Here is a 14,813-nt window from a genome sequence, read left to right on the forward strand (position 1 = left end):
GAGATTGAACACTCACCGGGCTCGAAAGACGATGTCGCCGTAGTAGGCCGTGGCCGACTCCCCGGTATTGTCAGTGTCGGTCATGATCGCGACCCCCGAGATCATGGTCGGCTCGTCGCCGAACGCGCGCCGGTAGTCCTCGTAGACGTCGCGCTCTTCATCCACCCATTGATTCAGGCGGGCGGCGCCGCTCTCCACCACGATCATGCGCGCGCGGTCGGTGAACGGGTTGGGGACGATGGTCCCCACGGACGCGTGACTTTCCCAGATGTAGTTCAAGGCGGCCGTCGGGGGATATTGTCCGTACACCAGCCGCGCCACCTCGTACTTGGCCTTCTCGAACAAGCCGACCTTCGCCGGATCGTACGCGAACGTGATGTAGAGCCGCGCCGGGTAGTCGTCCCCGTCCTTTCGCGTCACGTCGCCCGCCTGAATGAGATTGCCGATCTTCCAGCGCCATTGGACGACGGGATACTGCCGTGGATCGATCGTGATCTCCCTCGTCAGACCCGACGACGATCGGTTGCTCACCGCTTTCACGACGACGGTGTCTCCGTCCCGCACCAATACATACTCCGTATGCCGTTTGATCTTCGGAAACGTCAACGGCCGCCAGCCGGGCGGCCATTCGGTGCCCGGCGCGGCCTGCGAAAACGCCCCGACCGGCAAGACGCCTCCTTCTTCCGCGGAGACGAATCCGGCCGGCATGGTCGCGACGACCCAAAGAACCCAGCCGGCCAGGAGGCCGAGACCACGGTACGAGACCGGCTTGGATTTGAAACGCACGGGGCCGACCCGGCGACGCCCGAGCCGCCTGCCCCCCTCGTTCATCGGGTCCATTCAAACCACTTGCTCAGCACCCGCTTCTTCCCCTCGGTGAACGTCGTCTTCCGCCAGGCGTTCGCCACCTTCTTCACGACTTCGGCCTGGGTGGGATACGGATGAATCGTGCCGGCGATCGTGCTCAAGCCCAGCCCGGCCTTCATCAGCACGGAGACCTCGTTGATCATGTCTCCGGCATGAGCGGCGACGATCGTGGTGCCCACGATCGTGTCCGTGCCCTTCTTCACGTGCACGCGCGCGAACCCGTCGTCCTCGCCGTCGAGGATCGCCCGGTCCACCTCGTCCAATGTGAAGGTGAAGGTGTCGACCGCCATCCCCTTGGCCTTCGCCTCGGCTTCGTACAACCCCACGTGGGCGATCTCGGGCTCGGTATAGGTGCACCAGGGAATAATCAACGCAGTGGTGCTCGCGTACGCGAGACCGAACGGATGGGGAAACAGCGCGTTCTGGATCAGGATCTGCGCCATCGCATCGGCCGTGTGAGTGAACTTGAACGGAAAACAAATGTCCCCCGCGGCGTAGATCCGCGGATTCGTCGTCTGGAGCCGATCGTTCACCTTCACGCCGCTCGTGGTGTCGTATTCGACGCCGGCCGCTTCGAGGCCCAGCCCTTCGACGTTCGGGGCGCGGCCGATCCCGACGAGGATCTCGTCGACCACGACCTCCTTCACGCCGCCGTTCATCTGGTACTGGAGGACCTTCTCGTTCCCTCGGATGTCGACGCGGGTGACCTTCGCGTCGAACACGAACCGCACCCCGTCCCTCCGCATCTGCGCCTGGACGATCTCGGCCGCATCGGCGTCCTCGCGCGGCAGGATGTGGCCCATGCGCTCGAACAGCAGGACCTCGCTCCCGAACCGGGCAAAGCTTTGCGCCATCTCGCACCCGATCGGTCCGGCCCCGATCACGGCGAGCCGGGGCGGCAGCTCGGTCAAGGAAAAGATGGTTTCGTTGGTGAGGTAGCCCGCCTGCTCGAGCCCGGGAATCGGCGGCGCCGCCGCGCGAGCGCCCGTGCAGATCGCGGCCTTCTTGAAGCGCAGCCGGGCGCCGCCGACCTCGACGGTCTCGGGCCCGGCGAATCGTCCCTCGCCGATGAAGACGTCCACGCCCAGCTTGCGATACCGGTGCGCCGAGTCGGTCTGGCTGATGCGCGCCCGCAGCTTCCGCATCCGGGCCATCGCCGCGGCGAAATCGTACTTGGTGCCGGCCGGGACGTGGAGCCCGAACGCCTCCGCGTCCCGGACCTCCGCCCAGGCGCGGGCCGCGCGGATGACTCCCTTGGAGGGCACACACCCGACGTTCAGGCAATCTCCGCCCATCAGATGTTTTTCGATCAACGCGACCTTGGCCCCCAAGGCCGATGCGATCGCCGCGGTCACGAGCCCGGCCGTCCCCGCGCCGATCACGACGAGGTTGTACCGGCCCTTCGGCTCGGGGTTGACCCATCCCGGCGGGTGCACGTTCTGCACCAGCGCCCGATTATGCTCGTCGTCGGGGAGTACGAGTGTGTGGCCGTCGCGGGGCATCATCATGGCAGGCTCCATCCTCTTCACGACATCCGTCCACATCAGGCCCGGCCACCGCTCACGCGCCGGTAGACGACCGGTACCAGCGCGAGCAGTCCGAGCAACGCAAAGGCACCCAAGACGCGGGGCGAGGCGATTTCGCTCAGCGAGTTGATCGAGCCCAGCTGCCGGCCGGCGTTGGCAAAGACGAAGCTGCCCGGGATGATCCCGATCGCGGTCGCCGCGACGTACGTCCCCACCTGGATCCGGGTGAGGCCCGAGACCAGGTTGACGAGAAAGAACGGAAAGATCGGGATCAGCCGCAACGTCAGCAGGTAGCTGAACGCGTTCTTGGCGAACCCCTCTTGGATCGGGCCCAAGCGGTCGCCGAACTTGCGCTCGACCCAATCGCGCAGCACATAGCGGGCGGCCAGGAATCCCAAGGTCGCCCCGGACGTCGCCGCGACATTGACGTAGAGCGTCCCCAGCACGCTCCCGAATAGAAAGCCTCCGGCCAAGGTCAGGATCGCCGCCCCGGGCAGCGAAAAGGCCGTCTGCACGCAGTACAGCAGGATGTAGGCGGCGACCGCCGACACGTAGTTCGCCTCGGTAAAGGCCAGCAGGCGGTCTCGATTCGCCTTCAGCGCCTCCAGCGAGAGGTACTGCTTGAGGTCGAAGTAGAAAAACGCCAGGACGGCCGCCGCAAAGACCGCCACGAGCAGGATTTTCCCGGCGGCGGAAGGGCGGGCCGTCATGGCCGGCGTCGACTCGATGTTCACCGTTGTGTGGTTCATGTTTCGCTCCTTGCTCATCAGTCTCGGTGGACTCGAGTCCGTTACAGGCATTCGGTCAGTTGAGTCCGTTAGGTCGGTTTGGTCCGTTAGGTCTGTTTGGATGACGGTCTCAACGAACGCTCCGCAGCCTGCACCTCATACTAGATCAGAACCCCCGGCTCTGTCTCCCCCTGGGAAACGTTAGGTCCGTTGTGTCCGTTGACCCCGGAACAGACCAAACGGATCCTACGGACTAAACGGACCAAACCGCCTAACCAACCAAACGGACTTATGAGGCCGTCCGAGCTCACGGGCGCCGGGCCGCCTTGAACCGCCGTGCGAGCTCTTCGCGCACCGTCGGAGGTGGCGGCTGGGGCGGGAGCGCCCCCAGCGTCCGGATACTGTGGCGCATCTGCTGGAGGTAGTTCCGGCAGCCGAGGCAGAGGCCGAGATGCAGGTGAAAGCGGAGCCGTGCGGGCCATCGCATCGTCCCGTCCAGATAATCGGTGACCATGTCGACGAACTCCTTGCAGGTCATCCGCCCCGCCAGGTAATCGAGCACGTAGATCTTGATCTCCTCCCTGGTCATCTTATCGTCCGCCTCCTTCCAGGTACCGTTCCAGTGCGCGTCGCACCCGTGAGCGAGCCCGATGCAGGAGGACCCGCTGGTTCCCCTCGGTGATCGCCAGCAGATCGCACACGTCCTTGGAGCTCAGCCCCTCGACGTCCCTGAGCACGAGCACCTGGCGAAGGTTCGGCGGCAGCGCGGCGATCGCACCTTCGAGATACGCCGTGCCTTCTTTGGTGAGGAACACCTTCTCAGGGGTCTCGTCGTCCCACTGCGCGGGATACGCCTCCCAATAGTCGGCCCAATGTCCCGTGGCCCGAAAGCGGGACGGATCCACGGCCGGCTCGTCGCCGTCCTCGTCGCCGGCGGGAAGCGGCGACACCGACATATGGCGGCTTTCGCGGACCCCCCGCGTCTTGGCCTTGTTCGTCAGGACCCTGAACATCCACGTTTTCACCGAGGACCGCCCTTCGAACCGGTCCAGTCCCTCCAGCACCGCGAGCCATGTTTCCTGGACCACCTCTTCGGCGACCGACTGATCGGCGACGTGCGCACGCGCCAGGCGGATCAGCGAGCCGTGATAGCGATCCACCATCCACGCAAACGCCTGCTCATCGCCTCGCCGCAGCCGTTCGACCAGCTCGGCGTCCGCGGCGGTCGCGCTCCCTTCGTCCGGCCGATCGAGCTCCGCCGCACAGAATCCATCGACGCCCGTCGCCGCCAAATAGGCCGTTCCTTCCATGGCCTCCGCTCTCGCCCTGACCTGACTCATGACTGTCCTCCCCTCAGCAGCGCTTGGAGAAATGCGGGACAATTGACGAGACGCACGGAGCCCTGTCGCATCTTCCTGACCAGGTCGACGCCCTCGCGGTCGATATAGGACACCTGTAAGAGATCCAGCACGACGCGTTTTCCCGCCGCGCTCAACTGCAGGCATTCTTGCTCGAGCAAGGCGACCCACTCCCGGTGGATCTTTCCTTCGAGCCTCAGGCTCACCGTGGCTCCATCGTCGGCGGATCGCGAGATGCGCAACATGCCGGCCTCCGAACGTCGAGATGGCCGTAGACATGGCAAGGCGCGTGCCGATCGGGTGACCCGAGGGGACGAGAACGCGGCCTTGCAAGACGAGGGGTTTTCGGAGGTCGCGGTCAGGACTCCCCGGCCGGCGCCGGATCGACCTCCCAATGTTGTTGGGAACGTCCCAGCGAGGTTGGGACTATCGGCTGCGGACGATGCCGAGCTTCTTCATGCGGGCTTCGAGCGTGGTCGGCTTCAGACCGAGGACCTCGGCCGCCCCCTTCGGGCCGCTGACGCGCCAACCGGTGGCTTCGAGCACGGTAAGGATGTGGGCGCGTTCCTGCTCCTGCTGCGCGTGCGCCAGGTCCTCGAGCGTCGCGATCCGACCGTCGCTCGAGACGGTCCCGCTCTTCGGCGCCCAGTCGCCGAGCTCGAGCCTGGTGCCCGGCGTGAGAATCATGGCGCGCTCGATGACGTGCTCGAGCTCGCGGATGTTCCCCGGCCACTCGTAGGCCTGAAGAGCCGCCAAGGACGCCGGTGAAATGGTCTCGATCTGATTGCCCAGCCGCGCCCCGTACTTGCCGACGAAATACCCGACCAGCAGCGGAATGTCCTCGGTACGATCGCGCAAGGGTGGGAGCGGGATCGGGAAGACATGGAGCCGATAGTAGAGATCGGACCGGAATCGTCCCTCGCGCACTTCCTTCTCGAGGTTGCGATTGGTGGCCGCAATCACCCGGACGTTCACCTTCCACGTCTTCGTGCCGCCCAACCGCTCGAACTCTCCTTCCTGCAGCACCCGCAGCAGCTTGGTTTGCAGATCCAGCGGGATCTCGCCGACCTCGTCGAGAAAGATCGTCCCCTGATCGGCCAACTCGAAGCGCCCGATCTTCCGGGTCAGGGCTCCGGTGAACGCGCCCTTCTCATGCCCGAACAACTCGCTTTCGATCAAGCCCGCCGGAATCGCGGCGCAGTTGACCTTGACCAGCACGCGGTCCTTACGGGCGCTCAGGTCGTGGATCGCGCGGGCGACCAGCTCCTTGCCGGTTCCCGTCTCGCCCGTAATCAACACGGTGGCCTCGGTCGGCGCCACTTTCTCGATCGCCTGGAGCACCTTCTTGATCGCGGCCGACGTCCCGACGATCTCCTTGAAGTTGTGCTCGGTCGCGATCTCTTCCTGGAGATACGTGTTCTGTGCTTCCAGCCGCGACTTCTCCTGCTCCATCAGCACCCGCTCGGTGATGTCGAGAAACATCGTGCGCGTGTAGGTGCCGCTCGGGTCCGGCTTCGACCACCACTGGATCCAGAGCGGCTTTCCCGTGTCCTTGCGGCGCAGCTCGAGCACGACCCCGCTGGTATCGGTGCCTCGGCCGATGGACTCGAACGCCTCGCGCAGGCGGCGCTGCGCCTCGGGCGTGTCGGGAATGAACGACTTCCCGTAGGTGCCTTCGACCTGATCCGGCGCAAGACCCAAAATCTTGAGCGCGGCCCGGTTGGCGCGGATGAAGCGGGAATCGAGGCCTTCATGGACGTACGCGATCGGCGCCTCGTCGAAGAGGTCGCGCAGGCGCTCCTCGCTGTCCTTGATCTGGGCCATCATCCGTTCCCGCTCGAGCTCGGCGCCCGCCCGGACGCCGAAGATCTTGAACACGGAGAGGACGCGCGGATCTTCGCGCATGGGCTTGGTGTCCATCACGGCCAGATGCCCCAGGACGGTCCCGGCGCGGTCCAGCACGGGAATCGCCAGATAGCTCTCAACCTCCAACGCGGCCAGCGCGTCCCGGTGGCGGGGGAACCGGTCCTGCACCCGGTTCGGAAACACACATACGTTCCCGGCGAGGACCTGCTCGCACGGCGTCGAGGCCACGTCATAGTCGAAGTTGTCGAGGAAGCCGTCTCCCTTCCAGAAGGCGAGCGTGCGCACCCGCAGCCGATCGTCCCCGACGAACCTCGAGACGAACGCGTACCGGGCCTCGAGCGCCTCCGCGAGGGTCTTGACCAACGAATTGAAAAACTCCGTGCCCGTCGTCGCAGCCGTCCCCTCGTCGATCTTCCGGAGCGCGAGATCGCTCCGTCGCATCGCCTCCTCGAGCTGCGTGCGGTCGAGCTCCGCCCCGGCCCGCGAACCGAAGATCGTGAAGATCGAGAGGTCCTCGGGGGCGAGCGGCATGGGCTTGACGTCCAAGGCGGCCAGGTGTCCCAATATCCGCCCGCCGGGACCGACGAGCGGAACGGCGAGATAGCTCTCGGCGGCGAGCTTCACCAAATCGGGGTCGCGCGGAAACAGCGCCCGGACGTCTCGCGGATAGTGGCAGACCTCGCCGCGCAGCACGGCCTCGCACGGCGTCCCGTCCAGGTCGTACTCGAAATTCTCCTCGAACCTGTCCCCCGTCCAAAAGGCCAGCGTCTGCACTCGTTGGTCCGATCCCGGGACGAACTCCGACACGAAGGCGTACCGCACGCCGATCGCGGCGGCGAGGTTCCGGACGAGCGAGCCGAAGAACGCCTCCCCGACCGTCGACGCGGTTCCTTCCGCGATCGCCCGCAACGTCCGGTCGCTCCGGTGCAGCCGGTGCTCCAGGCGCATGCGCTCGAGCTCCGCATGGACCCGCGCGGCGAACGTCTTCAGGATCGTCACGGCCCGGGAGGCGTCCGGCATGGGGTTCTCGTCGAGAATGGCGAGATGCCCGAACACGCCGCCCGCGGCATCGGCGATCGGCACGCCGCAGTAACTCACCACCCCCCAGTCGGCGATCACCTGGACATGGGGGTAGAGCGCGGGCAATCGATCGGGATGGTGGACGATCTGTCGCGTGAGGACGACCTCGCACGGGCCGCCGGCGGGCACGGCGAACGAAGGCAGGAATCGGCCGCGCCCCCAGGCGGCGCGGGATCGGAAATGCGTCTCGTCCTCGCTCAATTCCGAGACATAGGCGTACTGGACGCCGAGCGCGCGAGCGAGATGCTGGACCAGCGAGGTGAAAAAGGCCTCACCGACCTGGGCCTCCACGCCTTCCACGATGGCGCGCAGGGCGGCATCTTCCGGAGACGGCGGCCGTTCCATCATCAGCGGCGATCACGAGGATGACAGGTGGCGCCAGCCTAGCACCGGCCTATCCGGAAGGCAACAGACGCGAGCGGGCCGCCTCGTCCTTGGCTTTCCAGGCTCTGAAGTCGGCCATCAGCCGATGACGCAGCGACGGGGGAAGCGGGCGGCCCGGGAGCCCCCGGAGCAGCGCCACCGTCGCGCGCAGTTGCGCAACATAGCGGCGGCAGCCTCCACAGAGCAGCAGATGCGCGTGGAGGCGCACGGAGCGAGCCGGCGGAAGCGCCCCTTCCAGGTAATCGGTCCCCGCCTCCACGAGCTCCCTGCACGTCATCCGCACCTCGCCGCTCACCCGCCCTTCGGGATCGAGATGATGGGCGTCTTGGCGCCCGACACATCGGTCACCGTCATCTGGAAGAGGTTGGCCAGGACCGCGAACGCTTCCTGATTCCAGCTCGGCACCATCCCTTGGCTCAGCGGCACCTTCCGGATGAAATAGGCTTTGCCCTCGAACTCGACCGCGAACTCCGCGTCGGCGGGCGCGCGATCCGCCTCCTCGACGTCGAGGACATGCGCGGGATTTCGCGGGACGAACCCCGTCCGGGGATCGGGGTCCACGTGGAAGCCTGGCTCCTCGGCGATGCCCCGGGCGACGAACGCGAGGATCGCGTTGAAGCTGCGGAGCTGGATCGTGCCGCGCATCGGATAGTCGCCGCCCGGAAAGCCGGGGCGGATGTCGACGAACACGGAGTCGCGGGAGTACCGCTCGATGGCTTCGTTGAGCCGGTGCCGCTCCTCATTGCTCAGCAGCGTCACATCGTAGTTCGTGATCGCGATTCGGCCGACGACCTTCTTGATCAGCGCGGCCGGCCTCCCGTCGGCCGGCATGCTCCAGCGGTACCCGTGCTCGAGCGCGGCCACGGCGTCCGCCGGCGACAGCGGGCGATCGCCCGCCAGCGGAAACGCTTCTTCATAGGTCACCGGCTCGATGAAGAGCCGGCGTGCCTCGTCGAGGCCGGCGAGATGGAGCAGCCGCCGGCGGAACTCCTCATAGGAGCCGCCACGGGAGGCCGCGTTGAACAAGACCCTCCGGCCTCCATGGCTCTCCATAGTGATGGAGCGGGCCATCAGGCGCAGGATCATGTTGATGTCGAAGCCTTGGTGCGCGAGAAACTCGACGTGCGCCTCTTCGAAGGGCCGGAGGACCCGCTTCGTGAATTCCTCCCCGGTGATCGGGATGATCGTGATCGTCGGATTCTCGGCCACCGTCGTGGAATAGTCCAAGGTGATCGGGCGCTGATCCGGGTCCACCGCGCGTCCGATCGAGCCGGAAATTCCGGCATTGACGCGGAAATCAAAGGTGGCCGCGACGCTCGACACCGCCGTGAAATGCAGCGGGCGATAGTGCCGGGCCCGGGCAATGTTGAGCAGGAGCAGCTCCGCCTCCACGCGACTCGTCGTCCGGTCGTATTCCAAGACGGCGCGGTGCATGGCGATCGGGGAGAGGCAGCCGGTCAACCCGCCCAGGGTGAAGAGGAGCACGGCCTGGAGCAGGCGCCGGGCCCTGCCTGGCCAGGCGGGTGTCTCCTCCGGCGGCCGCTCGGTCCACACACGGGTGCCCTCCTCACTCTTGATGTCTCATCAGGCTCAGCATCGTTACACGGGGGCCGACAGCGAGGAGCGTCCCTGCGGACCGAGGACGATCAGGGTCTGGGCGCAGGGCGGCCTTGGTGGCGCCAGGCGGCGGGGGCCTCGGCGAGGGCCGTGTACGCCTGGCCGAAGCCCGCGATGAGCTGGGCGCGCCGCATCGCCAGACGCCAAAGCTGGAAATCCATCAGGCTCATCGTGACGGCCGCCTCAGGGAAGCGGTCGGTGAAGCGACGCGCCAGGGCGGCGTACTTCGGGTCCTCGCGATCCACGGGCCTCGCCGATCCTTCCAAGACAAGCCGGGTCAGGGCGAGCGGGTTCTTGTCGGGGTGATCGGGTTCGACGAGCATGAGCGCCAACCGCGGATTACGCAGCAGGTTCCGGGTATGCGCCGCGAGCGTGCTCAGGTGAACGAGCAGATCCGTCCACCCGTCCAAGACGACAAGGGGAACGGCGGAGGCGAGGGGAAACTCCTCTCCGAGCGTCGCGAGCATCCCGACTCGGCTCGACGCGAACAGGCGCTGGACCTCGGCATCCGGAGCGGTCATGCCGACAGTATAGACGATCCGCGGCTGCGCCCGGGCGCTCAAGCTGGAGCAGGCATCGACCGATACGGCAACAGACCCGCGCAGAGGAGGACCATGGATCAGTCTGACTTGCTCAACGATTTGGGCCGGCTCACCCGGAACATTCAGAAGGCGTTGACGACGCTGAGCGAAAGCAAGGAGCCGATGAACGCGAGCGCCGCGCAGCTCCCGCTCGCGAAACAGTACTTGGCGGATCTCAAGCGCATGACGGAAGAGGGCACGCATGTCGTGATGGACGTGACGGAGGCCCTCCAGGAGGCGCAAGGACGCATTCGTGAAGCCGTGCGCGCCCATCCCGGCGATCGGGCGGTCCAGACGATCGAGGACGTGCTCCGGGAAAACGAGACCCGCTTCGTCCAGATCTTCACCGCGCTGTCGTTCCAAGATCTGGTCGCCCAGCGGATCGCCGCATTATGCCGCCTGTTGGACGACGTCGAAGCGAAGCTCCGGACGGTGATCGACCTGTTCGGCGTCCAGGCAACCGGCACGGACGCGCTGGATGACAGCGAAGCGGGCGCCGTGCTCAAGCGCCTGGCTTCGGCCCGAAGCGCGCTCTCGCAGCTCGTCGTGGACGAGGTCTTCACGGAATACAAATATTCCAGCGACCGCGACGGCTAGATCACGGGTGGCGGGGTCGGGAGGACGCGGGCCTCCGGTGCCGCGCTTACAGCTTCGCCAGGTGGCGGACCGGCAGCGCCGGCTCTATGGTCCAGCCGACCTGCTCCTCCGTCTCCCGCCGGTGCCGATGCTTGAGCTTCAGCATCACCCAGCGCTTCGCCTCCTTGATCGCTTCCTCGTACTCCACGGCCGCCTCGATCGGCCCTAATTGCTCCACCTCCTGATCATCGTAATTGATGAACGTGTCCGTGACCTTCCACCGGTCGCCGACCGGTCCCAGGAGGATCCGCACCTTTACCATGAGGTTCTCCTTCCGCCTTACCGCTGCCCATCAGCGGGTCTCATCCCTTCTGCAGCACGACGTCGGTGGCCTTGACCAGCGCGACGACGCGGTCTTCGGCATTGAGGTGCAGATCCTCGGCGGCTTGCTTCGTGATCGAGGCCGTGAGTTGAAACGGGCCCGCATCGATATTGACGACCGCCATGGCCGCCCCCTTCTGCACGCTCGTGACCCGTCCGGCGATCTGATTCCGGGTGCTCAGCTTGACGTCGCCGGGATCGCCTTTCAGCACGGCCAGCTCGGTGGATTTCACGATCGCCGTCACCGGCTGGTTCGGCTGCAAAGCCAGATCGCTCGCCGCCTGCCTGGTGATGGCCGCCGTCAATCGATGCCCTCCCCCCTCGACGGTCACCACGCTCATCGCCTGCCCATGCTCGATGTGGGTGATCTGCCCGCGGACCTGGTTCCTTGCGCTGATCTGTGGGTTCGCTCGCGTCACAACCGTGGCCATACCCGCCTCCTTTCGGCCTCACGGTAGTCGACCCGGAAAACCCTGTGAACCAGTCGGCCGGCCCATCGGTCGTCCGCCTTCCGTGTACGAAGAAGTGCAGGGGTACTCGGCGGCCGGCCGCCCGAAGCACCTTGCAGCGCACGCTTCCCGCACGTCACAATGCAGGCAAGACATGGAGGAGGACGACTCGATGCCGACGACCAGAGGCTACGCCGCGATGAAGGCGGGCTCGCCCCTCGAGCCCTTCACCTTTTCACGCCGGGAGGTCGGCCCTCACGATCTGCTGATTCGCATCGAGTACTGCGGCATCTGCCACTCGGACCTCCATCAGGTACGGGACGAATGGGGCGGCTCGATCTTTCCGATGGTGCCGGGTCACGAGATCGTGGGGACGGTGGACCGCGTCGGGGACGCCGTCACGGGCTTTCGCGTGGGCGACCGGGCGGGCGTGGGATGCTTCGTCGATTCGTGCCGGAAGTGCGAGCCCTGCCAAAAGGGGCTCGAGCAATACTGCGAGGACCATCTGGTCCTCACCTACAGCGGGACCGAGCGTGATCGCCGGACGCCGACCTATGGCGGCTACTCCACCCAGATCGTCGTGGATGAGCGTTATGCGCTGCGGATTCCCGCGGTGCTTTCCCCGGAAGCCGCGGCGCCGCTCCTGTGCGCCGGCATCACCACCTATTCTCCGCTTCGCCATTGGGGTGTGGGGCGCGGGCACCGCCTGGCCGTCGTCGGACTGGGCGGTCTCGGTCATCTGGCCGTGAAACTCGGCGCGGCCTTCGGCGCCGAGGTCGCCGTCTTGAGCCATACCGACCGCAAACGGGACGATGCCAAGCGGCTGGGGGCCGCCGAATTCTTCACGACCTCCGCGCCCGAGACCTTCTCCTTGCTCAGCCGGCGCTTCGACTTCATCCTTGACACCGTCTCCGCTCCGCACGATTACAACGCCTACCTGGAGCTGTTGAAGACCGACGGGACGATGATTCTCGTCGGCGCACCCGAGACGGCCATGCCCTTGGAAGCGTTCCCTCTGATCCTCCGCCGCCGTCGGCTGGCGGGCTCGCTGATCGGCGGAATTCGGGAAACCCAGGAGATGCTCGACTTCTGCGCATCGCACCGGGTCGCCGCCGACATCGAGGTGATCCCGATTCAGCAGGTGAACGCCGCCTATGACCGCCTGCTCCGCGCCGACGTGCGCTACCGCTTCGTCATCGACCTGAGCTCCCTCGCCTAGCGTCGGGCGGGCGACCACCCACGGAACGGCTCCGCACACCGCGGCGAAGTCGCCGTGTCGGTCCTGCCCGCGACAGAGCGCGTGCGGCCGCCTGCGACCATCGTCCCTCCGCCTTGCACCTACACCCGCCTACTCGCGACACCGATTAATTTCTTAAGTATCTCGGTCTATAGGGTGAGAGGGTAGCGAGGACGGGCGCCCCTGGCTCTAGGAAGGAGCGGGCCATGCGTGACCGCAGTCGGGCACCGCCGGGCTTCATGGCATGCAGCACGCCCGCGAAATGCACGCCCGAGAGGGCTCGGGCACCCTGGACGCGGCGAACGATTGGCTGCTTCCGGCGGCGCGAGGGCGATCATCAGCAGGCCCGCAGCGCGCGCTTGGACGGCGCGAGCCATGACATGAGGCCAACATGGGATACGGTCGAACCCTTCATTCCTTTGCGCTCATCACCTTCCTGGGCCTGTGGGGATGCGGCCACGGGGGCTATGCTTCGGAGGCTGAAACGGCGCAGGTCCATGGACAACGATTTCACGCCTACTTGACCCGGGAACTGGTGGAGGCGGCCGTCCACGAGAACCAAGCGATCGAGCTCCTCGGCGCCCGGCTGAAGGCCAACGCCCAACCCGCGACCGACAGCCGAGCCGTGAGAGACCTGGAAGCACAAACCGCGCTGATCGAACGCTTGCGGGAGCAAGCCGCACAAAATTGGTTCTCGCTGGCTCAATATTTCAGCACCCACCATCGATTTGCTCAGGCCCGTGCCGTCTACCACCGTATCGTGGATACCTACTCAAAGGGCGCGGAGCGGCTGTACGCCGACTACGCGCTCACGGCGCTGCGCGACCTCGACATCCTGACGCTGGACGGGACGGGGGATGACGTACGCGGGCAGCCTGCCTCGCTGTCCGCGCGACAGCAAGACGCCGCCCCGCGATAGCGGCGCCGTCGACGCGGCTGTTGGCACGGCAGCCGGGCGCCGGCGACCTGCGCCCGGCGTTCAGGGGTCGGACTCGGCGCGCGCAGGCCGGCGGGACGCCGAGCGCGGCCGGCGGGGCATAAATCAGGGCCGCCCGACGTTGACGAAGACCTTGATCGCCCCCTTGGCCTCGGTAAGGAGCCGCATCATCTCCCGGTATCGCTCGAGCCCGTCGACCGGGTGGGTGAGGAGCTTCGACAGCCAGCCGGGGAATTCGAGCTCGGCGCGCGACAGATCGTAGACGCCGGCCTCGAAGTAATCGCGGTTGGCATTGACCGTGCCGACCATGACCTTGTTGCCCAGCACGAACCCCAAGTTGATCATGTCGGCCGGCACCTGGATCTGGCGCCCGCCGCCCGTCACGCTGGACAGGATCAACACCCCGTTCTTCCCCAGGTGCTCCATCGCCTCGAAGACGATCGGAGCATGGCCGGTGGCCTCGAACATGACGTCGAACGGCCCGTACCTCGCGGCGGCCTGCCCGAGGGACATCTCCGCCGTCGACACATAGCGCGCACCGAGCTCGGCCAGCAGATCCGAGTTCTTGTATGGTGCGGGGCTTCGGCCAAAGCTCGTCACCTCCAGGCCCCGCATCCGGAGCGACATGGCCGCCAGCAGCCCGATCGTGCCGGCGCCCAGCACCGCCGCCCGCCGGGGCCGCCAAATTTTCAACCGGCGCTGAATCTCGTACGCTTGAAGAATTCCCTTCTCAATGACCGAGGTGGGCTCCAAGAGGACCGCGACGTGCTTCAACCCCCGCGGCACCTTGACGAGGTACTCCGGCTCGTCGACGACGTACTCGGTCAAGTAACCGTGGCGCAGGTTGATCCCGCGCTCATAGTAGACCTCGTCGGTCGTCATGTCGTACTGCCCGATCGCATCGTACGGGCTCGTGCCCGGACGGCGCACCGTCGGGACCACATAGTCGCCGGGCGCAAGCTCGGTGACGTGGTCGCCGACTTCTACGACCCGCCCGAAACACTCATGCCCGATGACGAGGAAGTCGAAGCCCGGCGGCGCCTGGCCGTATTCCGCGGCGTTGATCTCCTTGTCGGTCCCGTCCACGCCGACCTGCAGCACCTGCACCACCACGCCCCGCCCATTCGGAACCTCGGCGAGAGACGGCTTCGGCAACTCGGCCAGGTGCAGTGAATCGGCTTTCCCCGGTAGCACGGCAACGGCTTTCATCTGGTCCTCCGATCCTC

At 66.2% G+C, this 14,813-nt stretch carries 16 protein-coding genes; 3 read left to right on the plus strand and 13 right to left on the minus strand.

The window, feature by feature from the left end; translation table 11 throughout:
* Positions 1-12: 12 nt before the first annotated feature.
* From ACWHYV_RS15910 to ACWHYV_RS15955, 10 genes are all read right to left on the minus strand, one after another.
* A complete protein-coding gene (locus ACWHYV_RS15910) occupies positions 13-840 on the minus strand; it encodes a DUF3047 domain-containing protein (RefSeq protein ID WP_447977474.1) in 828 nt (275 codons plus the stop codon).
* Positions 828-2,372 carry a mercuric reductase gene (locus ACWHYV_RS15915; RefSeq protein WP_447980737.1) on the minus strand — a complete coding sequence of 515 codons (1,545 nt, stop codon included), beginning with the start codon at positions 2,370-2,372 and terminating at the stop codon, positions 828-830. The genes ACWHYV_RS15910 and ACWHYV_RS15915 overlap by 13 nt, the downstream gene beginning before the upstream one ends.
* 38 nt (positions 2,373-2,410) lie before the next feature.
* Entirely contained in the window at positions 2,411-3,142 is a 732-nt protein-coding gene (locus tag ACWHYV_RS15920; protein WP_447977475.1) for a TVP38/TMEM64 family protein, read from the minus strand.
* Positions 3,143-3,428: 286 nt separating this feature from the next.
* Entirely contained in the window at positions 3,429-3,710 is a 282-nt protein-coding gene (locus tag ACWHYV_RS15925; RefSeq protein WP_447977476.1) for a zf-HC2 domain-containing protein, read from the minus strand.
* A gap of 1 nt (position 3,711) precedes the next feature.
* Positions 3,712-4,461 carry an RNA polymerase sigma factor gene (locus tag ACWHYV_RS15930; RefSeq protein WP_447977477.1) on the minus strand — a complete coding sequence of 250 codons (750 nt, stop codon included), beginning with the start codon at positions 4,459-4,461 and terminating at the stop codon, positions 3,712-3,714.
* Positions 4,458-4,724, minus strand: coding sequence for an STAS domain-containing protein (locus ACWHYV_RS15935; RefSeq protein ID WP_447977478.1), 267 nt, complete (start codon positions 4,722-4,724; stop codon positions 4,458-4,460). Before ACWHYV_RS15935 ends, ACWHYV_RS15930 begins: the two co-directional genes overlap by 4 nt.
* 181 nt (positions 4,725-4,905) lie before the next feature.
* Positions 4,906-7,773: a sigma 54-interacting transcriptional regulator gene (locus ACWHYV_RS15940; RefSeq protein ID WP_447977479.1), complete on the minus strand. Its 2,868-nt coding sequence runs from the start codon at positions 7,771-7,773 to the stop codon at positions 4,906-4,908.
* A gap of 46 nt (positions 7,774-7,819) precedes the next feature.
* Positions 7,820-8,086: an anti-sigma factor family protein gene (locus ACWHYV_RS15945; RefSeq protein ID WP_447977480.1), complete on the minus strand. Its 267-nt coding sequence runs from the start codon at positions 8,084-8,086 to the stop codon at positions 7,820-7,822.
* Between the two features lie 14 nt (positions 8,087-8,100).
* Positions 8,101-9,363 carry a hypothetical protein gene (locus tag ACWHYV_RS15950; RefSeq protein WP_447977481.1) on the minus strand — a complete coding sequence of 421 codons (1,263 nt, stop codon included), beginning with the start codon at positions 9,361-9,363 and terminating at the stop codon, positions 8,101-8,103.
* Positions 9,364-9,455: 92 nt separating this feature from the next.
* Positions 9,456-9,947 carry a HugZ family pyridoxamine 5'-phosphate oxidase gene (locus tag ACWHYV_RS15955; RefSeq protein WP_447977482.1) on the minus strand — a complete coding sequence of 164 codons (492 nt, stop codon included), beginning with the start codon at positions 9,945-9,947 and terminating at the stop codon, positions 9,456-9,458.
* A 93-nt stretch (positions 9,948-10,040) separates the two neighbouring features.
* Here ACWHYV_RS15955 and ACWHYV_RS15960 point away from each other — a divergent pair, with 93 nt between their 5' ends.
* The gene (locus tag ACWHYV_RS15960) at positions 10,041-10,604 is read left to right on the plus strand and encodes a hypothetical protein (RefSeq protein WP_447977483.1); all 564 of its coding nucleotides are present in this window, start codon (positions 10,041-10,043) and stop codon (positions 10,602-10,604) included.
* A 46-nt stretch (positions 10,605-10,650) separates the two neighbouring features.
* On the opposite strand, the gene ACWHYV_RS15965 is transcribed toward ACWHYV_RS15960, so the two are convergent.
* Positions 10,651-10,905, minus strand: a complete 255-nt coding sequence (locus ACWHYV_RS15965; RefSeq protein ID WP_447977484.1) for a hypothetical protein — start codon at positions 10,903-10,905, stop codon at positions 10,651-10,653.
* Between the two features lie 40 nt (positions 10,906-10,945).
* On the minus strand, positions 10,946-11,395 hold the full coding sequence (locus ACWHYV_RS15970) for a TOBE domain-containing protein (protein ID WP_447977485.1): 450 nt from the start codon (positions 11,393-11,395) through the stop codon (positions 10,946-10,948).
* A 190-nt stretch (positions 11,396-11,585) separates the two neighbouring features.
* On the opposite strand from ACWHYV_RS15970, the gene ACWHYV_RS15975 reads away from it, so the two are divergent.
* Together ACWHYV_RS15975 and ACWHYV_RS15980 are read left to right on the plus strand one after the other, a co-directional pair.
* A complete protein-coding gene (locus ACWHYV_RS15975) occupies positions 11,586-12,632 on the plus strand; it encodes an NAD(P)-dependent alcohol dehydrogenase (protein WP_447977486.1) in 1,047 nt (348 codons plus the stop codon).
* A 409-nt stretch (positions 12,633-13,041) separates the two neighbouring features.
* Complete coding sequence (locus tag ACWHYV_RS15980) at positions 13,042-13,569, plus strand: hypothetical protein (protein WP_447977487.1); 528 nt, start codon at positions 13,042-13,044, stop codon at positions 13,567-13,569.
* Positions 13,570-13,692: 123 nt separating this feature from the next.
* On the opposite strand, the gene ACWHYV_RS15985 is transcribed toward ACWHYV_RS15980, so the two are convergent.
* Entirely contained in the window at positions 13,693-14,796 is a 1,104-nt protein-coding gene (locus ACWHYV_RS15985; RefSeq protein ID WP_447977488.1) for a glucose 1-dehydrogenase, read from the minus strand.
* Positions 14,797-14,813 lie beyond the last annotated feature (17 nt).

This window comes from Candidatus Nitrospira bockiana (assembly GCF_965152565.1).